This is a genomic window from Sodalis sp. C49 (assembly GCF_046352915.1).
In the GTDB taxonomy this organism is placed as follows: Bacteria; Pseudomonadota; Gammaproteobacteria; order Enterobacterales; family Enterobacteriaceae; genus Acerihabitans.
Genome location: NZ_CP163303.1, coordinates 479,127 through 501,657, shown reverse-complemented (window position 1 = coordinate 501,657; position 22,531 = coordinate 479,127). Strand labels below are relative to the sequence as shown.

At 60.5% G+C, this 22,531-nt stretch carries 16 protein-coding genes and 1 pseudogene; 11 read left to right on the top strand and 6 right to left on the bottom strand.

Going from position 1 to position 22,531, the window contains the following annotated elements; all coding sequences use genetic code 11:
* The first annotated feature begins 80 nt into the window (after positions 1-80).
* Both ABUK12_RS02185 and ABUK12_RS02180 read left to right on the top strand, forming a co-directional pair.
* Complete coding sequence (locus tag ABUK12_RS02185; RefSeq protein ID WP_410014744.1) at positions 81-1,628, top strand: aldehyde dehydrogenase (NADP(+)); 1,548 nt, start codon at positions 81-83, stop codon at positions 1,626-1,628.
* A 202-nt stretch (positions 1,629-1,830) separates the two neighbouring features.
* Entirely contained in the window at positions 1,831-2,682 is an 852-nt protein-coding gene (locus ABUK12_RS02180; RefSeq protein ID WP_410014743.1) for an IclR family transcriptional regulator, read from the top strand.
* Positions 2,683-2,752: 70 nt separating this feature from the next.
* On the opposite strand, the gene ABUK12_RS02175 is transcribed toward ABUK12_RS02180, so the two are convergent.
* Positions 2,753-3,589: a hypothetical protein gene (locus ABUK12_RS02175; RefSeq protein ID WP_410014742.1), complete on the bottom strand. Its 837-nt coding sequence runs from the start codon at positions 3,587-3,589 to the stop codon at positions 2,753-2,755.
* A 427-nt stretch (positions 3,590-4,016) separates the two neighbouring features.
* Here ABUK12_RS02175 and ABUK12_RS02170 point away from each other — a divergent pair, with 427 nt between their 5' ends.
* The 4 genes from ABUK12_RS02170 (at position 4,017) to dppA (ending at position 8,359) form a co-directional block, all read left to right on the top strand.
* Positions 4,017-4,895 (top strand): DMT family transporter, encoded by an 879-nt coding sequence (locus ABUK12_RS02170; RefSeq protein ID WP_410016805.1) that lies wholly within the window; start codon positions 4,017-4,019, stop codon positions 4,893-4,895.
* Positions 4,896-5,130: 235 nt separating this feature from the next.
* Positions 5,131-6,540 (top strand): YeiH family protein, encoded by a 1,410-nt coding sequence (locus tag ABUK12_RS02165; protein WP_410014741.1) that lies wholly within the window; start codon positions 5,131-5,133, stop codon positions 6,538-6,540.
* A gap of 65 nt (positions 6,541-6,605) precedes the next feature.
* Complete coding sequence (locus ABUK12_RS02160) at positions 6,606-6,755, top strand: hypothetical protein (RefSeq protein ID WP_410014740.1); 150 nt, start codon at positions 6,606-6,608, stop codon at positions 6,753-6,755.
* Positions 6,756-6,784: 29 nt separating this feature from the next.
* Positions 6,785-8,359 (top strand): dipeptide ABC transporter periplasmic-binding protein DppA, encoded by a 1,575-nt coding sequence (gene dppA / locus ABUK12_RS02155; protein ID WP_410016804.1) that lies wholly within the window; start codon positions 6,785-6,787, stop codon positions 8,357-8,359.
* Between the two features lie 84 nt (positions 8,360-8,443).
* Here the strand turns inward: dppA and ABUK12_RS02150 are convergent, their stop codons facing one another.
* Genes ABUK12_RS02150 through ABUK12_RS02140 form a run of 3 tightly spaced genes read right to left on the bottom strand, consistent with a single transcriptional unit; the run spans position 8,444 to position 11,140 of the window.
* A complete protein-coding gene (locus tag ABUK12_RS02150) occupies positions 8,444-9,418 on the bottom strand; it encodes a homocysteine S-methyltransferase family protein (protein WP_410014739.1) in 975 nt (324 codons plus the stop codon).
* Positions 9,419-9,464: 46 nt separating this feature from the next.
* Positions 9,465-10,316 (bottom strand): amino acid ABC transporter permease, encoded by an 852-nt coding sequence (locus ABUK12_RS02145; protein WP_410014738.1) that lies wholly within the window; start codon positions 10,314-10,316, stop codon positions 9,465-9,467.
* On the bottom strand, positions 10,316-11,140 hold the full coding sequence (locus ABUK12_RS02140; RefSeq protein ID WP_410014737.1) for a transporter substrate-binding domain-containing protein: 825 nt from the start codon (positions 11,138-11,140) through the stop codon (positions 10,316-10,318). Before ABUK12_RS02140 ends, ABUK12_RS02145 begins: the two co-directional genes overlap by 1 nt.
* A 576-nt stretch (positions 11,141-11,716) precedes the next feature.
* On the opposite strand from ABUK12_RS02140, the pseudogene rhaS reads away from it, so the two are divergent.
* The 5 genes and pseudogenes from rhaS to yghU all read left to right on the top strand — a co-directional run bounded on the left by rhaS (position 11,717) and on the right by yghU (position 17,284).
* A pseudogene (gene rhaS, locus ABUK12_RS02135) lies at positions 11,717-12,677 on the top strand (rhamnose ABC transporter substrate-binding protein).
* 73 nt (positions 12,678-12,750) lie between these two features.
* The gene (locus ABUK12_RS02130) at positions 12,751-14,262 is read left to right on the top strand and encodes a sugar ABC transporter ATP-binding protein (RefSeq protein ID WP_410014736.1); all 1,512 of its coding nucleotides are present in this window, start codon (positions 12,751-12,753) and stop codon (positions 14,260-14,262) included.
* Positions 14,263-14,265: 3 nt separating this feature from the next.
* On the top strand, positions 14,266-15,276 hold the full coding sequence (locus ABUK12_RS02125; RefSeq protein ID WP_410014735.1) for an ABC transporter permease: 1,011 nt from the start codon (positions 14,266-14,268) through the stop codon (positions 15,274-15,276).
* Positions 15,273-16,280, top strand: a complete 1,008-nt coding sequence (locus ABUK12_RS02120) for an ABC transporter permease (protein ID WP_410014734.1) — start codon at positions 15,273-15,275, stop codon at positions 16,278-16,280. The genes ABUK12_RS02125 and ABUK12_RS02120 overlap by 4 nt, the downstream gene beginning before the upstream one ends.
* A gap of 134 nt (positions 16,281-16,414) precedes the next feature.
* Positions 16,415-17,284, top strand: a complete 870-nt coding sequence (gene yghU, locus ABUK12_RS02115; protein WP_410014733.1) for a glutathione-dependent disulfide-bond oxidoreductase — start codon at positions 16,415-16,417, stop codon at positions 17,282-17,284.
* Between the two features lie 1,126 nt (positions 17,285-18,410).
* Here the strand turns inward: yghU and ABUK12_RS02110 are convergent.
* Together ABUK12_RS02110 and ABUK12_RS02105 are read right to left on the bottom strand one after the other, a co-directional pair.
* Complete coding sequence (locus ABUK12_RS02110; protein ID WP_410014732.1) at positions 18,411-19,769, bottom strand: MFS transporter; 1,359 nt, start codon at positions 19,767-19,769, stop codon at positions 18,411-18,413.
* 378 nt (positions 19,770-20,147) lie between these two features.
* On the bottom strand, positions 20,148-22,514 hold the full coding sequence (locus ABUK12_RS02105) for a TIM-barrel domain-containing protein (RefSeq protein WP_410014731.1): 2,367 nt from the start codon (positions 22,512-22,514) through the stop codon (positions 20,148-20,150).
* Between the last annotated feature and the right edge of the window lie 17 nt (positions 22,515-22,531).

Genomic DNA, 22,531 nt, shown 5'->3' with positions numbered 1-22,531 from the left:
ATCCCACATTATGGGATTTACGCGATGATTATGGCGCCGGGTCAGAGGACACGCGCCGCGTTTTCATGAGGAGGCAGGCGATGGAGCTTACAGGCAACCTGATTATTGGCAGCGAAATGCAACAAGGGGGCGGCACGCGGTTCCACGCCGTCGATCCCGCCGGCGACAGGCCGCTGGCACCTGATTTTTATGATGCCGCGCCCGCGCAGATCGATCGCGCCTGCCAACTGGCGGAACAGGCCTTTGATGTTTACCGCGCGCTGCCGCTGACGCTGCGCGCCGATTTCCTGACGCGCATCGGCGACAATATTCAGGCGTTGGGCGATGCGCTGATTGCGCGCGCCGTACAGGAAACCGGGCTGCCGCGCGGGCGTATCGAGGGCGAGCGGGCCCGTACCCTTGGACAGCTGGCGCTGTTTGCCGAGGTGGTGCGGCGCGGGGAATTTTTGCAGGTCATCATTGAACAAGCGCTGCCCGCGCGCAAGCCGCTGCCGCGCCCGGACTTACGCCAGCGTCATATCGCGCTCGGGCCGGTGGCCGTATTCGGCGCCAGTAATTTTCCGCTGGCGTTTTCGGTTGCCGGCGGCGATAGCGCCTCGGCGCTGGCGGCCGGTTGCCCGATTGTGGTCAAGGCGCATCCGGCGCATCCCGGTACCAGCGAGCTGGTGGGACGGGCCATCCAGCAGGCGGCGGAGCAACTGCGGCTGCCGCCCGGCGTGTTTTCACTGCTGCATGGCGCCGAACACAGCGTGGGCGAACGGCTGGTGGCGCATCCGCTGATCCAGGCGGTAGGCTTTACCGGCTCGCGGGCGGGCGGCCTGGCGCTGGTGGCCCAGGCGCGGCAACGCGCCGTGCCGATACCGGTGTATGCCGAAATGAGCAGCGTTAATCCCCAGATCCTGTTGCCGGCCGCGTTGGCTCACCGGGGCGCAGCCATCGCCGGCGGCTATGTGGAGTCGCTGACCTTGGGCGCCGGCCAGTTCTGCACCTGCCCCGGACTGGTGTTGGCCATCGACGGCGAACCGCTGCGGCATTTCTGCCGGCAGGTAACACTGGCGCTGCGAGAGAAGCCCGCCGCCACCATGCTGACCGGCGCCATCTGGCGGGCATGGCGGGAAAATACCGCGGCGCTCGGCGCTGCCGGCGGCGTCGGCCGGCTTGCCGCGGGACAACCGGCGCGGGCGCCCAACCAGGCGCAGGCGGCGGTGCTGGTGACGGATGCCGGCGATTTCCTCGCCCAGCCGTCGCTGAGCCAGGAAGTGTTCGGACCCACTTCACTGGTGGTGCGCTGCCGGGATAACCGGCAATTGCTGGCGGCGGTACAGGCGCTGGAAGGCCAGCTGACCGTCAGCCTGCATCTGGACGATGCCGATCACGACGATGCTCGGGCGCTGCTGCCCACCCTGGAGCGCCGCGCCGGACGGCTGCTGGTCAACGGCTTCCCCACAGGAGTGGACGTGGGTTACGCCATGGTGCACGGCGGTCCCTTCCCCGCCACCAGCGATGCGCGCACCACGTCGGTGGGCGCCGGCGCCATTAGCCGCTTCCTGCGTCCGGTCTGTTACCAGGATTTCCCCGCCGCGCTGCTGCCCCCGGAACTGCGGCCGCATGGCGCCGCGCCGGTATAAGGCGGCGCGCCGGGCGTGATTGACTCAGCGCGTGAACATCCCGCAATTCGGGATATAATGGCGATGAAGGTTTTTTTTAAGCAAAAACGGCGCATGCGCGCTGGCAAAGGGCGGCCACGCCCGGACCTGGCCCGGGCATGGTAAGCTAAGCGACGGTAGGTAAGCCATCGCGGTGGTCCGTTATCTGATGCAGGGAGTAGGTATGAAAACACGCGCCGACGCTGAGGTCGCCCAGCAGGCATCGATCAAAAGCCTGATCAAGGTTATGCAAATCCTGGAATGCTTCTCCCAACGCGACGCCGATCTGACGCCGGCGGATATTGCCGCGCGCACGGGATTGCCGCGCGCCACCACCCATCGCCTGGTGTCGTCGCTGCGGGATATCGGTTTGCTGGAACAAAACGGCAAACGGGATACCTACAAGCTGGGCATGAAATTATTTCAGCTGGGGAGCCTGGTATTGCAAAACCTCGATCTGGACAGCCATGCCCGTCCTTATGCTACCCGGCTGCAGCTGATCACGGGCGAAAATACGCATCTGTGCATTTTTGACGGCGCGCAGATGGCCTTTGTGGAACGGCAGGCCATGAACAGCAGCGGCAATACCATGATAACCCGCATCGAGGCGGCGCCGGTGCACTGTACCAGCGTCGGCAAGGCGTTTCTCGCCTGGCAATCCGCCGGCCTTATACATAAAATCATTAGCGATTCCCTGCCGGAACGCACGCCGCACACCATTACCGACGGCGATCTGCTGCTGGCGGAACTGCGGCTGATTCATGAACGAGGCTGCGCTTACGATTTGCAGGAAAATGAACTTGGCGTGCACTGCGTCGGCGCGCCCATACGCGGCGCCAATGGCCAGGTTTTCGCCGCGCTCAGTGTGTCCGGGCCGGCGGAACGGTTGCCCCTCCCCCGCCTGGAGGGACTGGCCGGGCTGGTGATGGAGACCGCCCACAAAATTTCGCTGGAGCTGGGCTGGTTGCCGGGCCGCACTGTCGCCGCGGCAACGGCATTCACGCGCCACGATAGCCGCCCGGACCATGCCGGCTGATAGCGGGACGCCGTAAAAAAAGAAGACCGCCAGGCGGCCTTCTCAGGATAACATCACGACCCGGTGCGCTTTATGAGGTTAGCGCCTCCGTGTCGGGATGCGCAGGCACGGTCGCCTCGCTGCTGGCCAAACGGCTGCGGGGGACCTTGCTGAGATCGAGAATACCCTTGTCCGATATCGCACCGGCCATCGCCGCGTTTGCCGCGCCAAGCGGGGATTCCCCGGCTATTGCGCCAACCATCGCGCCGCCGGGCACGCCGCCGGTGGCGCCCTCGATAATCCCATTGCCGGGTAAGCCGCCGGCGGGGCCGTCAATGATTCCAACGCCGGGCAAATCTGGGACGGGGTCGCCAATTATGCCATCGCCGTGCAAGCCCCCGGTTAACCATCCAGGCAGTACTCCCCCCAGCAATGCGCCGGCGCTGAACAGCCCACCGGACAGCAGGATGCCGGGCAGCATCTTATCGATTAACGATGCCAGCGGGGTATTGGCGATATACAGCTTTAATGTCCCCGACAGATTGGCGGGTAAGCGTGCCAACTGGGTATCGGAGGCATGGATGATCGCCAAACCCTCGGGTAACGTGGGCAGCTCAGTTAGCATCGTGTTACTGACGTCGAGGCTGGTGAGCGTCGAAGGCAGTTCGGGCAAAGCGGTCAAGTTTGTGCGGTTGGCGGAAAGCGTCTGCAACCCCTGGGGCAGACCGGCTGAAATGCTTTCCAGCGGCGTGTTGCTGACGCTCAGTGTCTGTAATCCCTCCGGCAGAGTATCCGATAACTTCGCCAGGTGCGTATTATCAAGGTAAAGCGACGTCAGCGTCGGCGGCAAGCTTGCCGGCAAGCTTGAAATATTCAGGCAGTTCAGGTTCAGATAGGTCGCGCCGCGTTCCAGACAATCTTTTAGCATAAGCACGGCTTTGTTGCGACATTCAGCCTCGCCGTCCGGCGCCAGCTTAGCCCAGTTGTCCCACTCGGCCAACAGAGCGTTATTTTGTTGTGTATCAGCGTGGTCAAATCCATTTACAATTCCCGGAGAGAGACCGGCGGATGAGATTGCGGGGATATCCATATATTTCCTCATTGAAGTGCGTCGAAAATGTGGCACTGAAGAATTCTCAGGTCTGTTTATATCCAGCGGCATGCCCAGGTCTCACAGGCCGGCGGGTGTCCGCCCTGTGCTGGCCGCCGCCAAACACCATAAGCGTAGATATTGATTTATGGATGGGTTAAGTCATTATGGTAAAAGAGATAATGACCACGGCCGGCGATGGTTCTTTTCCGGCGGGTACAACGGCGAAATATTCATATAAGCACAGGCTGGTAAGCGGATAATGATAAGCCAACAACGGCGCGCGGATTTGTTATTAGTGGCAACAACGTTAATTGCGGGTTTTGGATGGATCTTCTCCAAGGAATCGTTACAGGGAATGCCGACGTTCGGTTTTATCGGCGCGCGGTTTTTACTTGCCGCCGCGTTCCTGCTGCCCTTTTGCTTCGGCCGGCGAAACCACATCATCCCGGCGGCGATCCCCGGCATTATCGGCGTGGGTTGCCTGCAGGCGGTATCGCTATTGCTGTGGATCTATGCGGTATCGCTCAGTCATGCCCTGGGAGAAGGCGCGTTTATCATGAGCCTGTCCATGCTGTTTGTGCCGTTGGCGGCGTGGATTCTATTCAGGATGCCGCCGTCGCGCCCGTTTTGGGAATCGTTGCCGCTGGCGCTGGCGGGTCTGGCCCTGCTTACCCTGACCCACGGCTGGCAACTTTCCGTTAGCCAGTTCTGGTTTCTCTGCGCCGCGCTGGCCCAGGCGGTATATTTTTGTGTGAACAGCCGTTTTGCCCGTTTAATGCCGGTATTGCCCTTAACCTGTATCCAGTTGTTTTGCACCGGCCTCTGCGGCGTGGCGCTTTCATGGTACTACGAGACATGGCCCGCCGCGATCGGCGCCGATATTTGGCTATGGTTCGCGGCCAGCGCGATTATTGCCACCTCGTTACGATTTTTATTGCAAATGGCGGGGCAGAAAAAAACCAGCGTGGCCAATGCCGCCATTATCATGGTATTGGAACCGGTATGGACCGTTCTGCTCGCGACCCTATGGTATGGAGAAAATATGCCGGCGCAAAAGGCCGTGGGCTGTTGCCTGATTTTGCTGGCGTTAATACTGTATCGCGGCCGTCAATACCTGCTGCTGAAAAAAATTAACGCCTAGCGGCGCGGCGCCTATATCTTGATTTCAGGTTTATAAAGTACATTACGGCAATAGCCGGCCCTGGGTTGTTTATTTTCGGCGCCATTTAGCCTCACGTCCTAATATATAATCATTAGTTATTAACCATAACTTAATAGTAATACCCAGTCCGTGGCATTTCCGCTATTTTTCGGGGAACAGCGGCTTTTTACCCGCTGATTATTCTAATAATGACTTCTCCATTAGGGCAGGAATAATGAGCATAAGCGAACATAACGGCGCGGCAATCGTCCCGCCTGAAGAGCCGCGGGCGTCCCGCTGGTGGCAACAGGAGGACTGGTGGTCGATCATCCTGGCGCTCGCGTTAATCGGGACCGCGTTTATCCTGTTTTCACAGGGCGGCAGTATCAAATGGCTGGCTACCGCGCCGGCGAAATGGACCACCCTGGATGAGGCGGGCCGGGATCTGGTCAGCCGCCTGCCCGCGCTGGCGGGGCTATACCTGGTCTGGGCGGTGCTGCTTACCGTCAGCGGCGCCATTATCGGCCACCGGCCCGGCACGTTCCTGGCCGGTTTTACCGTGCTGTTTATTGTGGCGGTATTTATTTTCCAGCTCGGCGCCTGGGCCAGCGCCTCGCGTTATAATCTGGAACCGCCGCTGCTGGCCCTGGTGCTGGGGCTGGCGGTGTCCAATCTCTGGCGGATACCGGACTGGCTGGCGCAAAGCCTGCGCGTGGAATACTTTATTAAAATCGGCATCGTGCTGCTGGGCGCCACGCTGCCGCTGACGCTTATCCTCTGGGCCGGTCCGGTGGCGATCGGACAGGCGGCTATCGTGTCGCTGGTCACCTTTTTTGTCATCTATTACGCCGCCCGCCTGCTGGGGCTTGAGCAGCGTTTCGCCGCGGTGCTGGGCGTCGGCGGCGCCGTTTGCGGCGTGTCGGCGGCCATCGCCGTGGCGGGCGCGGTGCGCGCCAAACGCGAGCAGGCCTCGGTGGCCATTTCGCTGGTGATTATCTGGGCTATCGTGTCGTTGCTGGTGCTGCCGTTTGCGGCGCGCGCGCTCGGGCTTTCCACCGGCGTCGCCGGCGCCTGGATAGGCACGTCGGAATTTGCCGACGCGGCCGGCATCGCGGCGGCGCAAACCTACAGTGATTTTGCCGCCCATTCGGCCGGCGCCATCGCCGGCAAACCGGATGCCGCGGTGCAGGCGTTTACCCTGATGAAAGTGATTGGCCGCGATATCTGGATCGGCATCTGGGCATTTGCATTGGCTATCGTCGCCACCACCCGCTGGCGCAACGCGGATAATGACATCGACGCCAGGACCGGGGCGGCGGAAATCTGGCAGCGCTTCCCCAAATTCGTGTTGGGTTTTGTGCTGGCCTCGCTGTTCGTTACCTGGCTAAGCAGCCACTACACTCTGGCGGAATACCGCACCACCCTGACGCCGGCCTTTATCGCCCCGATCACGGCGCTGCGCACCTGGGCGTTTATTTTCTGCTTTTTAAGCATTGGCCTGAGCACCCGCTTCTCCCGCCTGACCAGCACCGGCCTGCGGCCGTTTTGGGCATTTACCCTCGGGGTCGTGGTCAATGTCATCCTCGGTTATTTCCTTTCCGCCCATGTCTTTGCGGACTTTTGGAACCAGCTGGGTAATCTGTAATGCCACGGCAAAACCACGCTGTCCGCTGTGCGCACTGTCGTTTTTGCCGGCGCGACCGGGCCGAGATGGAACGTAAGGTGCCCGGGCTGTCGGCGCTGGGGTCGGCCTTCGGCGCCAGCCTGGGGGACTCCCGCCTGTGCCTGCATCACGACAGGCTGGTTTCGCCGGACGACCGCTGCGCGGCATTTGCCGCCACACTGATAACGCTACTCTGAAGCCACCGAGGTATGACGTGAAAACACGCCTGTTAACGACCGGATTGCCCTTAGGCATCCTCCTTTTTTCATCAACGCTTGCCGCGCAAACGCTGGTGTATTGTTCGGAAGGCTCCCCCGAAGGATTCAACCCGCAGCTCTTTACCGCGGGCACCACATACGATGCCAGCTCGATACCGATATACAACCGCATCGTGCAGTTCAAAATAGGCACCACGGAAACACAGCCGGGATTAGCGGAGAGATGGGATATCAGCGACGATAAAAAAACCTACACCTTTCATTTGCGCCATGGCGTGAAATGGCAGAGTAATGCCGATTTTACCCCCACGCGCGATTTTAACGCCGACGACATCCTGTTTACCTTTAATCGCCAGAAAGACGCCGATAACCCCTATCACAATGTCTCCGGCGGCAACTATCAATACTTTTCCGGCATGGGTCTGGACAAGCTTATCGCCAGGATAGAGAAGGTCGATGATGATACCGTCCGTTTTGTCCTGAACCGGCCCGAATCGCCGTTCCTTGCCGACCTGGCAATGGATTTCGCCTCCATTACCTCCGCCGAATATGCCGCGAAGATGCTGAAGGCGGGCACCCCGGAAAAAATCGATCTGCAGCCCATCGGCACCGGGCCTTTCCAATTAGTGCAATACCAGAAGGATTCCAAAATTGTTTACAACGCGTTTGCCGGCTATTGGGGCGAGAAACCCAAAATCGACCGTTTGATTTTTTCCATTACGCCCGATGCGTCCATACGCTACGCGAAACTGCAAAAAAATGAATGTCAGGTCATGTCATTCCCCAACCCCGCCGATATCGCCAAAATGAAAGACAATAAAGACATCGTGGTAAAGGAACAGGCGGGCCTGAACGTCGGCTATCTTTCCTTTAACGTGGAAAAAAAACCGCTGGACCAGCTTAAGGTCCGCCAGGCGCTAATCCAGGCGGTGGATAAGCAATCCATCCTTGACGCGGTCTATCTCGGCGGCGGACAGGCGGCGAAAAATCTCATCCCCCCGATCCTGTGGGGCTATAACGACGCCGTGCAGGACTATCCCTACGATCCGGCCAAGGCCCGGCAATTACTCAAGGAGGCGGGGCTGGCGGACGGGTTCGCCATCGACCTGTGGGCCATGCCGGTACAGCGTCCTTATAATCCGAATGCGCGCCGCATGGCTGAGATGATCCAGTCGGACTGGGCAAAAATCGGCGTCACCGCCAGGATTGTCACCTATGAATGGGGGGAGTACCTGAAACGGGCAAAAAACGGCGAGCATCAGACGATGATGGCGGGCTGGACCGGCGATAACGGCGATCCGGACAATTTTTTCGCCACGTTATTCGGCTGCGACGCCGCGCACAATGGTTCCAATTACTCCAAATGGTGCTACCCGCCTTTTGAGACGGTGATCCAGGCCGCCCGGATCGAGTCGGACCCGCAAAAACGCGCCGCCCTGTACCGGCAGGCCCAGGTGATCATGCACGACCAGGCGCCCGCGCTGCTGATTGCCCATTCCACGGTCTACGAGCCGATCCGCAAGGAGGTGAAGGGCTATATCGTCGATCGCAAACATCATTTTGAAATCGTCTCGGTAGAGTAAACGGCGCGGTCGGGCTGATGAAGCCCGGCCGTTTCTCCGCCCCCCCTCCTTGGCAAACATCTGCTGGTCTGCATCCCATGTCCGCTAAGATTCATCAACCCCGCCGGGAAAAATATCTTTCCCGGCGTTGCGTATGGCGGCGATATGCGCGGGGCCGATGCCGCAGCAGCCGCCGACCATGGTGGCGCCCTGGCCGACCCAGCGGCGGATCCACTTCAGGTAGTTTTCCGGGCTGAGATCGTCCCTGAGGCGCGAAATGCCGGCATAGGGTTCATCGGAAGGAGGCTCCGGCATAAAGGCGTTGGCGTAGACCCCAAGCGCCACCGTGGGGGTTGCCGATGCGTCAATGACGCGCCGGGCCGCGACGATCGCCTCGCCCATCGCCTCGGGCTGGCTGCAGTTAAACAATATTCCGGCGGCGCCCGCCCGCAACGTCGCGGCCGCGGCGTCCGCCACCGGTTCCCCCGAGCGCAGCTCCGGCGGACCGGTGCGCCCGGCCTCGTCCTTAAGGGTATACGCGACATACACCGGCAGAGCGCTGACACGCCTGACCGCGTTCAGCGCCGTCAGCGCCTCGCGCGTCGAACTCTGGGTCTCAATCAGCCAAAAGTCGATCCAGGGGGCCAATCCCGCGATCAGCGGCGTCAGTATTTCATCCGCGCGGGCGGGGATGAATTTATCCGGCCGATAGCTTTCAAACAGCGGCGGCAGCGAGCCGGCCACCAATATGGCGGACGGCGGACGGGCGGCGCCGGCCTGGTCGGCCACGCTGCGCGCCAGTTGTCCCGCCAGCCCGGCCAGCGACCTGGCCCGGCGGTGAAAACGCGCCTCCCCCAGCATATGCGGCACCAGCCCGAAGGTATTGGTGGTCAGCACCTGGGCGCCGCTGTCGGCGTAGATTTGATGGGCGCGCGTAACATACTCCGGCGCCTCGATCAGCGCCAGCGCCGACCATTCGGGCAGGCGGAACGGCGCGCCCAGCTGTTCCAGCAGGCGGCCCATGCCGCCATCCAGAACAGTGATGCCGCGGCGGGTGTTTTTTTGCTCGGCGTTGCTCATGATTTGCGACTCCTGAATAAAGTGAAGTGATGCCGCCCGCGCAGGCTCACCGGGGCGTGCCGCGCTGCGGGTAACCCCGGCCGAAACGGCGTTCCAGCCGCCCCTGGAACAGCTCGAGCACCATGGACATCAGCCAGTAAATGGCCGCCGCGGTCGTCAGCATTTCCATATAATGATAGGTGCTGCGGCCATAGGATTGCGCCAGGAAATTCAGCTCCCATAGCCCCATCAACGACACCAGCGACGAGTCTTTCAGCATGGAAATAAACAGCGACCCCACCGGCGGCACGATAATCCGCAGCGCCTGCGGCGCGATAATATGGAAGATAATCACCCCGCGCGGCAATCCCAGCGCCATGGCGGCCTCGGTCTGGCCCCGGGGCACGGCAATGACGCCGCCGCGAATGGTTTCGGCCAGGTAGGCGCCATAGTTAAGCGAGAGGGCTATGATGCCGGAGCTGAAGGCGCCGAGCACAATGCCCGCCTGCGGCAGCGCCAGATAGATAATCAATACCTGCACCAGCAGCGGCGTGCCGCGAAACAGCGAGGTATAAAACGTCGCGCAGCCGAAGGCGACGGCGCTGGACGACAAGCGGCCGGCGGCGGTCGCTATGCCCAGCAGCGTGCAAAACAGCATCGACAGCGCGGTAATCACCAGGGTTAAGGCCGCGCCCTGGATAAAGCCTTCCGGGGACAGGCGCAGGCCAAGCATAAACGGCAGTTTTTGCCCTATCAGCGCAAAATCCAGATCCAGACGGGAAAACAGCCCCAGCAGCAGCGCCAGCAACAGCGCCCAGGTCAGGGTGGCGCGCAGCCGGAACCCGGCGCGGCCCTGCCGCAAGAACGCGGCGCCGTCGGGAGCCGGTTTTTCCGTGCCGGCGACGGACGACGGCGGCATTACTGCGGCGCCCGGGTAATATCTTCTCCCAGCCAGCGGCGCGAAATCTGCGCCAGCGTTCCGTCGGCGCGCAAGGCGTTTACCGTATCCGCCACGGTCTGATCCCATTGCGCGTCCCCTTTATCGGTGGCGACCCAGTTTGGCTCGGCATACAGCTCGCCGGCGATGCGGAAACGATCGCTTTTGGCGATACGCGCATTGGCGGTGGCCAGGTCGGACACTACCGCGTCCAGGCGGGCGCCGGCGCCCAGGGCCAGGTTCTGGAACGCGACGGTTTCATCCGTCGGCACCACCTGCACATGATCAAACGGGAAAACAATGGGACGGGCGCCGGGGATCACCAGGCTTTTATTGAGGTAACTTTCATAACTGGAGCCAATACCGACACCGACTTTTTTATTGGTGAGGTCGGCGGCGCCCTTAATATTTTTCTCATCTTTATTCACCACCAGCACCGCCGGCGAACTGTAATATGGCACCGGAAAATTAAGGACTTTCGCCCGTTCGGTATTGGGCGTCATGGAGCAGATGCATATATCCCAGCGCCCCCGCCATTTGCCGCCGACGATGGCCTCCCATCCCGGCGTGGCCAGTTCGAGCTTTGCGCCCAGTTTTTGCGCCACGGCCCTGGCCACATCGACATCAAACCCGGCCAGCTGGTTATTGTCATCGATAAAACCAAACGGCGGATAATCGTTCACCAGTACGTCGCGCAGCACCTTGGTCTGGTTAACCCGGTCCAGGGTGGCGCCGGCATAGGCCGCGGAAGCGGCGGTCAGTGAAAAAAGCGTTAAAAACGTCAGGGCGGTTAACAAGCGCTGCATAATTTTTCCTGCCGGGGTAAGGGAGTGACTGTCATGACCTCACCATACAGAATGGACGGAATTTGCAAAATATCATCGCAGCATATCTTATATATTTATCAGCTAACAACTTGAAATGACGTTGAAAAGCGCGGCGCAGGCGGTTCGGCCGCACGGAAACGGGATGCGCCGGGGGATGGTATTAACCGCGCCAGGATAGCGTGCCGGCGCCGCCAGGCGCGTGACGGCGTCGCCATCCTGTCCCGGTTTTACGCCCGGGAATAAATGTTATTAATTTGTGATACCGCTCATCCGCATCTTTCTGTCATTGCCACTGTGCGGCGAGAGATGGCAATGGCGTAAAGGCGGCGCGCGGCGCCAGGTTCTAGAGTCATAACACTACCTTCCAGGAAGGTTCATGCTTATGATTGCCGGCCACGACCCTACAGCGGCTTTGCCGCAGCCTCAATCCGGAACCGCAATTGCGCCGGGCGTCACGACCATGCCGCGTCCTTTTTATTACCCTGTATTTCCCACGCAGTATTATCAGCTGGAGTACATACGATGACATTAAAAAAAATACTCAGTTGTGCCCTGATGGCGTCTTGCCTGGCATTGGCCGGCACGGCGTCCGCCGAAATCAAAATCGCGCTGGTGGCAAAATCCCTGGGCAACGGCTTCTTCGAGGCGGCGAACGTCGGCGCCCAGCAGGCCGCCAAAGAACTGGGCGATGTGAAGGTGATTTATACCGGGCCCACCACCACCACCGCGGAAGCGCAGATTGAAGTGCTTAACGGCCTGATTGCGCAAGGCGTGGACGCCATCGCCGTCTCGGCCAACGACCCGGACGCCCTGGTGCCGGTATTGAAAAAAGCCATGCAGCGCGGCATCAAAGTGGTGTCCTGGGATTCCGGCGTGCGCCAAGGAGGGTCGCCAGATCCATCTCAATCCGTCCAGCAACGACCTGATTGGCCAGATGAACGTACAGTTGGCGGCCGACGCCATCACCGCCCTGGGCCTGCAAAAGGGGGATACGGCGATCTTAAGCGCCACGCCCACCTCCACCAACCAGAACCTGTGGATTGCGGAAATGAAAAAAGTGCTGCCGCACTATCCGTCGGTCAACCTGGTGACCGTGGCTTATGGGGATGATCTGTCGGATAAAAGTTACCGTGAAACCGTCGGCCTGCTGAAGACCTACCCCAACCTGAAGGTGATCATTTCCCCGTCGTCCGTGGGCATCGTCGCCGCGGCGCAGGCGGTAAAGGACCAGGGCAAGATCGGCCAGGTCTACGTGACCGGCCTGGGCCTGCCCTCGGAAATGGCCGGCGCGGTCAAATCCGGCGCCACCAAGAGTTTCGCCATCTGGAACCCGATCGATCTGGGTTATGCGGCCACGTATCTCGCCTATGATCTGGTGAAAGGCAAAACCACCGCCACCCAGGCCGGCATGGGCCGGTTGGGCAACGTGCAGCTGGATGCCGACGGCAACGGCGCCATGTCGAAGCCGTTTGTCTATGATGCCGGCAATATCGATAAATTTTCCAAAATATTCTGATGTGGGCCCCGGCTTATCCCCGGGCGGGATAAGCCGGCGTTTATGCTGGCGGCAGGGTAATGCGGAGGACGTCATGGCCGATGCCACACCATTGTTAGCGTTAAAGGGGATCACGAAAATCTTTCCGGGCGTGCGCGCGCTGGAAAATGTGCGGGTCGACCTCTATCCCGGCAAAGTGACGGCGCTGATTGGCGAAAACGGCGCGGGCAAATCGACGCTGGTGAAGGTGATGACCGGGATTTACCAGCCGGAGGAAGGCGAGATACTCTATAAAGACATCCCGGTAAAACTGGCCACCCCGGACGCCGCCCATAAGCTGGGCATTACCGCCATCCATCAGGAAACCGTGCTGTTTGACGAGCTGTCGGTGACGGAGAATATTTTTGCCGGCCACTACCTGGTCAGCGGGGTATTTAAACGTCTCGACTGGCCGCGGATGCACCGGCAAACCCGCGCGATCCTCAGCCGGCTGGACGTGCAGATCGATCCGCGCGCGGTGTTGAAAGAGCTGAGCATCGCGCAGCGCCATATGGTGGCCATTGCCCGCGCGCTCTCCTTCGACGCCCAGGTGGTGATCCTCGACGAACCGACCGCGGCGCTGTCGCAACATGAAATCAGCGAATTTTACCGCATCGTGGCGCGGTTAAAACAGGAGCGCAAAGCAATCCTGTTTATTTCGCATAAATTCGATGAGATTTTTTCCATCTCGGACTATTACACCGTCCTGCGCGACGGCAGTTATATCGGTTCGGGACATATCAGCGATATGACCGAGGCGAAAATGGTCACCATGATGGTCGGGCGCGAAATCAGCCAGGCTTATCCCGCGCCCGCGCACCAGCCCGGCGACACCGTGCTGGCGGTCCGCGATCTGAGCCATCCGACCGAGTTTTCCGCCATCTCCTTCAAGCTGCGCCAGGGCGAAATCCTGGGGTTTTACGGCCTGGTCGGCGCCGGGCGCACGGAGTTAATGAAAGCGCTGTTCGGCGTCACCCAGCCCAGCCGCGGGGACATCATTATCGGCGGCAAAGCGCGGCGCTTCGCCAACCCCGCCGAGGCTATCGACGCCGGGATCGTTTACGTGCCCGAGGAGCGCCAGCAGCAGGGGGCGGTAATCGCTTTGCCCATCTATCAAAACATCAGCCTGCCGCAGCTGAGCCGGTTGAATCCGCACGGCATCCTCAATGAAAGCAAAGAAATGGCCCTGGCCGACGACTACGCCCGGCGCCTGCAGGTCAAGGCGTTCAGCTGGCGGCAATCGGTGGAAACCCTCTCGGGCGGCAATCAGCAAAAAGTGGTTATCGGCAAATGGCTGGCGACGCGGCCGCGCATCGTGATCCTCGATGAACCCACCAAGGGGATCGATATCGGTTCGAAAGCGGCGGTGCATCAGTTTATGGCCGAACTGGTCGGCCAGGGGCTGGCGGTGATTATGGTCTCGTCCGAGCTGCCTGAAATCATGGGCATGGCGAACCGCATTATCGTGATGCACGAGGGATTGATGGTGGGCGAATTCAACGCCGCCGACGTCACGGCGGAAACGATAGTCAGTGTCGCCAGCGGCGCCGGCCTTGAGGTGGCATAAACGATGAAAACATTACTTAAACACCGCGAACTGTTCCTGGCCGTGGTGATCCTGCTGATGATCCTGGGGGTGGGCGGCCGCGCGCCGGAATTTCTGCAGCCCGGCAACCTGCTGGAAATGTTCAACGATACCGCGATCCTGATTATCCTGGCCCTGGGGCAGATGATGGTGCTGCTGACCAGGGGCATCGATTTATCGATGGCCGCCAACCTGGCGCTGACCGGCATGATCGTGGCGCTGCTGAACTTTCATTACCCGGCGCTGCCGATCGGGCTGCTGGTGGTTATCGCCACGGCCGGTGGTTTAGCGATGGGCGCCATTAACGGCCTGCTGGTGTGGAAACTCGGCATTCCCTCGATTGTCGTGACGCTCGGCACCATGAGTATTTACCGCGGCATTATCTTTTTACTGTCCGGCGGCGGCTGGATCAACGCCCACCAGATGAGCCCCGGTTTCCTAAGCCTGCCCCGCACCCTGTTCCTGCATTTGCCGATCCTTGGGTGGTGCGCGCTCGCCGTCCTGGCCGCGGTGGGCTATTTCATGCGCTACAGCCGCACGGGGCGCGCCATGTATACCGCCGGCGGCAACGCCACCGCGGCGTACTATGCCGGCATCAACGCCGGCAAAATGCAGTTTATCAGCTTCTGCATCTCCGGCGCGCTGGCCGGCTTCAGCGGCTATCTCTGGATCACCCGGTTCGCGGTGGCCTACGTGGATGTCGCCAACGGTTTTGAACTGCAGATCGTCGCCGCCTGCGTTATCGGCGGCATCAGCACCATGGGCGGCATCGGCACCGTGGCGGGTTGCCTGTTGGGCGCATTGTTCCTGGGGGTTATCAATAACGCCCTGCCGGTTATCGGCGTATCGCCATTCTGGCAGATGGCGATTTCCGGCGGAGTGATTGTTATCGCCGTGATGATGAATGAACGCGCCAACCGGCGTAAGGGACGCCTGATCCTGCATGACGCCGCGCTGGCGCCGCAGCCGGGGCTGAAAAAAGAGGGCAGTATATGAACAAGACCTTATCCTCCCATCCGCAGCCCGAACCGGTCCCGCTGCGCCAGCATCCGTTGGTCCGCCGCCTGCTGAGCTGGGAGGGGTTTCTGCTGGTCGTGACGCTGCTGGTGTTCGCCGTCAACGCCGCCGCATCCCCTTATTTCCTCAATCTCTGGAACCTGTCGGACGCTACGTTTAATTTCACCGAAAAAGCCATTATCGTCCTGCCGATGGCCATGCTGATTATCGCCCGGGAAATCGATCTGTCGGTCGCATCCATTATGGCGCTTAGCTCCACCCTGATGGGATTTTGCGCGCAGGCCGGGCTGGCGACGCCGGGCCTGGTCTGCGTCGGCCTGGCGGTCGGGCTGCTGTGCGGCCTGATCAACGGCCTGCTGGTAACGCGCCTGAATCTGTCCTCCATCGTGATCACCATCGGCACCATGAGCCTATTTCGCGGCATCACCTATGTGCTGTTGGGCGACCAGTCCATCAACCATTACCCCGCCGGCTTCGCTTTTTTCGGCCAGGGGTATGTGTTCGGCGCGCTGTCGTTCGAGTTCGCGTTATTTATCCTGCTGGCCCTACTGTTCTACTTCCTGCTGCACCGGACCAACTTCGGGCGCCGCACCTTCGCCATCGGCAATAATCCCGTCGCGGCCTATTATTCCGGCATTAACGTCAAACGCCATAACCTGACGCTTTTTGTCCTGGTGGGGCTGCTATCCGGCCTGGCGGCGGTGCTGCTCACCTCGCGCCTGGGCAGCACGCGCCCGACCCTGGCGCTGGGCTGGGAGCTGAGCGTCATCACCATGGTGGTGCTGGGCGGCGTCAACGTACTGGGCGGATCGGGCAGCATGACCGGGGTCATCATCGCCGCCTTTCTGATGGGGCTGGTGACCTTTGGCCTGAGCCTGCTGAACGTGCCCGGCATCGTGATGTCCATTATCGTCGGCCTGATGCTGATAGCGGTGATCTCGCTGCCGATCCTCACCCGCCGCGTTATGGCGCGCAACGGTTAACGCCTCGCGGCATGGCAGAAGAATGGCCTGCGCCCGGATGCTTTGTTGCCAGGCGATCCCACAGAGGGTTAAACCTGCTTTCGCCGGGCTGCTACACTTAACTCACGTTTTTTACCTGAAGGCTAACCCGCACTATGTCGGAAAATAACTATCAACCGCCCAAAGTCTGGACCTGGCAGCCGAAACAAGGCGGCGCGTTCGCCAATATCAACCGCCCCATCGCCGGCCCGACCCACGAGGCGACGCTGCCGGTCGGTAAACATCCGCTGCAGCTTTACTCCATGGGCACGCCTAACGGGCAGAAAATCACCATCCTGCTGGAGGAGTTGCTGGCGCTGGGCGAAAGCGGCGCGGAGTATGATGCGTTCCTTATCCGCATCAGCGAAGGCGATCAGTTTTCCAGCGGTTTCGTGGCCGTCAATCCCAATTCCAAAATACCCGCGCTGCTCGATCGTTCGGCGTCGCCGGCTATCCGCGTATTTGAATCCGGTTCCATCCTGCTTTATCTGGCGGAAAAATTCGGGCGTTTCCTGCCTCAGGAGCGCGCCGCGCGCACCGAAGTGCTGAACTGGCTTTTCTGGTTGCAGGGCTCCGCGCCTTATCTGGGCGGCGGCTTCGGCCACTTCTATAATTATGCGCCGGTAAAAATTGAATACGCCATCGATCGTTTCACCATGGAAGCCAAACGCCAGCTCGACGTGCTGGACCGGCAACTGGCCGAACACCGTTTTATCGCCGGCGAGGATTATTCGATTGCGGATATCGCCATCTGGCCATGGTACGGCAGCCTGGTGCAGGGTGGGCTGTATGACGCCGGCGAGTTCCTGGATATTACCTCCTACCGGCATTTCACGCGCTGGGCCGAGGACATCAGCCGGCGCCCCGCCGTGCAGCGCGGACGCAAGGTCAACCGTACCTGGGGCGATCCCGCCGAGCAGTTGCATGAACGCCACGACGCGGCTGATTTCGAGCACAATACCGCAGACAAACGCGGCGCGTCTTAAAGCCCGGCGCCAGGGGGCGTTAAAGCTGGTGTAGCGGCCCATGGCACGGTATGTGATTTGATTTAGCGCCGTTGGACACCCGGCGGGGGTTTCGCTAGCGGGGAGGCTTATGTTGCCGCGGCGGTGAGGTTTATGTGGCTGCGGTGAGGGTTTCGCTTGCCGTGCGTGAGGTGTTCATATGTATTGCCGGGCGCCGGCAAGCGACAAAGAGGCCGTACCGCGACGGCCTCCTTGACCTCCGCGCGCCCGGCAGGTCGCGCGTCGCTGCGCGATGCCTTCCGTCGCCCATGCCCCCGTGATGCACCGACCCGGTATGCGCTCCCGGCGCAACCGGGCCTTTCGCCGCTCCCGGCGGCTCATGCCGGGGGCACAGGCGCCGTCAGCGCGCTTTATGCCGGTCCCCATGTCGCTGTTGGCGCTGCATATTATGAAACAACAGCGGCGCTGTAGTTTTGGATAGGGTCTGGCGTCGGAATGCGATTGACGGTTCTGGAATACAACGGGTACGGAATGCAGCTGGCACAGCGAAAAGTTGGACATGCAGTCATGCAGTCATGCAGTCATGCAGTCATGCAGTCATGCAGCCATGCAGCCATGCAGCCATGCAGCCATGCAGCCATGCAGCCATGCAATAAGGCGTTCATCATTCATGCAACTTAAACCTTACGCTTTCAGCCATCAGCCCAAAATAAATACTGATATTTTTCCCGGTAATCACATACCGCGATGAACCCCAAAACGCTGTTTTACTCACAGGCGATGGTGTTGACGTGGTGCCGGCATAGAGTGCGCCGGCAGCGCGCATCTTGGCTGGATGAGCCGCCGGGAGCGGCGAAAGCCCGGTTTGCGCCGGGAGCGCATACCGGGCGGTCCACAAGCCGGGATGGGGGATGCCGGGGACCGCGCAGCGGCGCACGACCTGCCGGACGCGCGGAGGTCAAGGAGGCCGTCGCGGTACGGCCTCTTTGTCGCTTGCCGGCGCCCGGCAATACATATGAACACCTCACGCACGGCAAGCGAAACCCTCACCGCTGCAACATAAGCCTTACCGCCGCGGCACCATAAGCCTCACCGCGCACTACAAACGAAACCCTCACCGCGGCAACATAAGCCCGCCGCAGGCGAATTACGCCGCATCCTCCAGGGTGCTCAGCTCGCGATCCCTCACTTCCGGCATACAGGCGGCGGAGAATAGCCCAATACAGGAATATACGACGATCATCGCGGTAATCGGCCACCAGGAGCCGGTCATACTGCAAAAAATACCGGCCAGGACGGGACCGAACCCAACGGCGACCAATCCCCCCAGCTCCTTGGAAATCGCCATCCGGGTGAAACGATTACGCGAGCCGAACATTTCCGCCATGGTGATATTTTCCAGCGCGAACAGCCCCAGCACGGCGAAATTATGGATAATGATAATACAGGCCATAATGGTGTTAACGTCGTTGCTCTTGTCGACAATCATCGACAGCATAGGATACGCCAGGATAATCGCCGAAATATTCAGCAGGATATAAGGCAACCGCCGGCCGATTTTATCGGACAGCCAACCAATCAGGGGAATGCTGAGAAAGCCTATCACTGAACTTATCATCAGCGCGTCGGTGGGGATCTTTTTTTCAAACAACAGCGTCTGCACCAGATAGCCGGCCAGGAAGGTCTGGATCAATCCTGAATTGCCGGCCTGGCCAAAACGCAGCCCGGTCGCCAGCCAGAAGGCCTTGCTGCTGAACATCGCCGCCAGGGAATGGGTATCAAGCACCGCGTCGGTAACCGCGACCTTGCCTTCGCCGCTGTCCTTCACTTCTTCAAAAACCGGGCTTTCTTTCAGGTTCAGGCGCAGCCAGATGGCAAAAATCATCACCACGATGCTGGATAAAAAAGGAATACGCCAGCCCCAGGCCACCAACTGCTCTTTATCCAGCACAAAAAACATCACGGCCCAAATCGCGGTGGCCGACAGGGTGCCGCAGTTGGTCCCCATGGCGACCAGGGAGGAGATAAGCCCCCGTTTACCCTTGGGCGCATATTCGGCCAGCATGGTGCCGGCGCCGGAGATTTCGGCGCCCGCGCCCAGCCCCTGGATAATACGCAGGATTATCAGCAGTAACGGCGCGTAGATGCCGATCTGGGCGTAGGTAGGCAACACGCCGATTAACGTGGTACAGATACCCATCATGGCGATGGTGATGAACAGCACCCGTTTGCGCCCGATGGTATCGCCCATCCGGCCGAAGATAAACGCGCCGACGATACGGGCGATATACCCCGCGCCGTAGGTGCCCATGGCCAGGATCAACGCCATGGCGGCGGATTGTTCCGGGAAAAACACCTCATGAAAAACCAATGCCGCGCCCAGCGAATACAGCTGGAAATCCATAAACTCCAGGGCGGTGCCCAGCCAGCCGGATACGGAAACCTTGACCAGATCAGCGGTGCTTCGTACCGGCTGATGGCGTGTTGACTCTGTTTTTATACTCATAGGGTTATTCTCTGCAAATTGTCTCAGGCACAGTTTCAGGTACAGAGAGGGGATATCTCCGTTATACATGCCATCAGCGGCGCGCAATGGCACCCGCCGAATGAATGTGGTGAAAAGATATGCAGATGCTTACTACCATACAAGTATTTTTTGTTCGTTTACCGATCTCCATCACATTTAATTTACATACCAGTGACACCCACGCGAACGGCGAAAAGCGGCATAAGAGCAGGCGGCCAGGCCGCATGGCGCTGATGCGCGCCAGGCCCGCGGCGCCGTCGCCATGAGGCCTGGCCCGTTCAGCGGATAAAAAGCCGGGACCTGCCGGGCGGCGGACACGGGGCGAACGCGCCGTCCCAACCTGCAGGCGTCGCCGGCCTAGGCCAGCAGGTATCGGGTGGTGCGCGCGCCGTCGATATACAGCGCGCGCGTATCGCCTGCGGGCAGTTGCAGGACCAGCTCGCGCCAGGCCGGCCGGTAATCGCCGCGCCGCCGGAACCGGATATCCACCCGGCCGGGACCGGCCTGCATATCCCATTCCAGCCAGAGCGCGTGCCCGTCCCGCCAGGCGAAACTTTCGCCGTCATCCTCGTACAGCATTCCCGAACTTTCCTCTGTCCCCGGCAAGGGAAACAGCGCCAGGCGGCGTTCATCATCCAGGGTGGGATCCTGGCACTGATAACAGCCGGAAAGCGCAATGGCGGCCCCGGCCCGCACCAGCATCGGCAGGCGCTCCAGCGGCGCGTCCAGGACGATATCCTGGCCGCCGGCAAACCATTGTCCGCTGTGCCAGTCATACCAGCCGGTGGTGTTGTCCGGCAGGTAGACCCGCCTTTTACGCGCGCCCGGCTCCACGACGCTCGCGACCAGGAGATCGCGCCCCAGCATAAAATCATCGGTTTCGGCAAAGGTGCGCTCATCGTGCTCATGATCGAGAAACGTCGGGCGCAGCATAGGTTCGTCCTCGCTGCACGCCTGCCAGAACAGGGTATACAGATAGGGCATCAGGCGATAGCGCAGGCGGATGGCCGAGCGCACCATGGCCGTCGACGACGGGTACATCCAGGGTTCGTTGACCGTGCCGTCATCATTCCAGGAGTGGATGGTAAAACGCGGATGCATCACGCCGTTTTGCACCCAGCGCACAAACAGCTCCGCATCCGGCTTGTCGCCGGCGAAACCGCCGACATCATGGCCGATGTTATAAAGCCCGGACAGGCTCATGCCCAGCCCCATACGGGTATTAAACCGCAGCGTTTGCCAACTGGTGCGGTTATCGCCGCTCCAGGTCTGGACATAACGCTGCATGCCGGCGCAGCCCGAGCGGGAAATCAGATACGGCCGCTTTTGCGGCGCGAACCGCTGCTGGGCGGCCAGGGAGGCGCGCATCATCAGCAGCGGCATGACCGGGCGGATATGTTTAATGGCGATTTCACGGCCAAACCCCTGGCAGCGCGCCTCGCCGTCCCACAGTTCATATTCGTTATTGTCGTTCCAGGTGGCGTCGATGCCGACCTCCAGCAGTTGCCGGGTGACATTTTCCTGCCACCAGGCCAGGGTACGCGGGTTGGTAAAATCGAGATTGGCGCCCTCGTCGTCCCAAAATAGCGAGTTCGCCGGGCCGTCATGCTGAGAATCGCGGATAAACAGACCCTGCTCCGCCGCCGCGGCATACTGGGGATGATCCCGCAGCAGGCAGGGTTTGATATTGGCGGCCAGCTTGATCCCCGCCTGGTGAAACGCCTGCGTCATCTCCCGCGGGCGCGGAAACTTTTCCCGGTTCCAGTTAAAGACATAGCGTTTGTCGTGAATGGAGGTATAGCCGGACGACAGCTGGAACGAATCGCAGGGAATGGCATGTTCGCGGCATAAGGCGATAAAAGCCAGCAGTTGCTGCTGGGCGTCCGGGGCGTCGGTGTAATGCATGGTCGACCCGCTGTAGCCAAGGCTCCATTTGGGGCCGAACGCCGTTTTGCCCGTCAGCCGCACCAAAGCCTTGGTGACGTCCAGCACGCGCGGGCCCAGAAACAGATAATAGTCCAGATCCCCCGCCTCGGCGCGATAGCGCCGATAGGCCGGATGGTAATTATCCAGCTCGTTGCCTAAATCAAACCAGCTGTTGCTGAGATTATCGTAGAACAGGCCGAAGCTGGCGTCGCCACGCTGCGTGATGGTGAACGGGATATGCTTATACAGCGGGTCGGTGGACGCCGCGTTATACCCCATGGCGTCGAGATTGCGCATTTCATAGCGCTTGCCGAGGCGATTAAGATCGCCCGCCTTTTCGCCCAGGCCGTAATAACGGTCCTGCCCATACCGGCGCTGATAATGCTCCGCGCCGTCGCCATGGGCGTTAAGCAAATACGCGCCGGTGGGACGATCGCAGGCCAGCGGCAGCCAGCCGCCCGGCGCTATCCGGTATTCCCATTCCAGCCACAGCGGCTGGTGCACCGTTACCCTCACCCGGTCGGTGCTCAGGCGCAGGGACTTGTCGCAATGCTCAAGCTCGAAGGCGGGCAAGGCAAAATCATCGATATATTCGCGATCCCGCCCTTCCCAGGGGACATCCCGCTGCGGCGCGATGCTCCAGGTGCGATCGAGCGCCAGCTCCCCGCCCTTTTTGATCAGCACGCGGAACAGGCCGTTTTCCAGCACATACAGGCGGAAAAGATGCGCGCCGTCCACGCTAAGCTCAATAAAGTGGTCGGTTTGCCGGTTCAGTTGCCACTGTTTCAACGTCTTCATAATCTGTTGCTTCCTCT

Bases quoted from the DNA above. Each gene is read 5' to 3' on its own strand.
- ABUK12_RS02150 (WP_410014739.1), bottom strand. From the start codon at position 9,418: ATGAGCAACGCCGAGCAAAAAAACACCCGCCGCGGCATCACTGTTCTG.
- ABUK12_RS02180 (WP_410014743.1), top strand. From the start codon at position 1,831: ATGAAAACACGCGCCGACGCTGAGGTCGCCCAGCAGGCATCGATCAAA.
- ABUK12_RS02145 (WP_410014738.1), bottom strand. From the start codon at position 10,316: ATGCCGCCGTCGTCCGTCGCCGGCACGGAAAAACCGGCTCCCGACGGC.
- ABUK12_RS02110 (WP_410014732.1), bottom strand. From the start codon at position 19,769: ATGAGTATAAAAACAGAGTCAACACGCCATCAGCCGGTACGAAGCACC.
- ABUK12_RS02185 (WP_410014744.1), top strand. From the start codon at position 81: ATGGAGCTTACAGGCAACCTGATTATTGGCAGCGAAATGCAACAAGGG.
- ABUK12_RS02130 (WP_410014736.1), top strand. From the start codon at position 12,751: ATGGCCGATGCCACACCATTGTTAGCGTTAAAGGGGATCACGAAAATC.
- ABUK12_RS02125 (WP_410014735.1), top strand. From the start codon at position 14,266: ATGAAAACATTACTTAAACACCGCGAACTGTTCCTGGCCGTGGTGATC.
- ABUK12_RS02120 (WP_410014734.1), top strand. From the start codon at position 15,273: ATGAACAAGACCTTATCCTCCCATCCGCAGCCCGAACCGGTCCCGCTG.
- ABUK12_RS02160 (WP_410014740.1), top strand. From the start codon at position 6,606: ATGGAACGTAAGGTGCCCGGGCTGTCGGCGCTGGGGTCGGCCTTCGGC.
- yghU (WP_410014733.1), top strand. From the start codon at position 16,415: ATGTCGGAAAATAACTATCAACCGCCCAAAGTCTGGACCTGGCAGCCG.
- ABUK12_RS02140 (WP_410014737.1), bottom strand. From the start codon at position 11,140: ATGCAGCGCTTGTTAACCGCCCTGACGTTTTTAACGCTTTTTTCACTG.
- ABUK12_RS02105 (WP_410014731.1), bottom strand. From the start codon at position 22,514: ATGAAGACGTTGAAACAGTGGCAACTGAACCGGCAAACCGACCACTTT.
- ABUK12_RS02165 (WP_410014741.1), top strand. From the start codon at position 5,131: ATGAGCATAAGCGAACATAACGGCGCGGCAATCGTCCCGCCTGAAGAG.
- ABUK12_RS02175 (WP_410014742.1), bottom strand. From the start codon at position 3,589: ATGCTAAAAGATTGTCTGGAACGCGGCGCGACCTATCTGAACCTGAAC.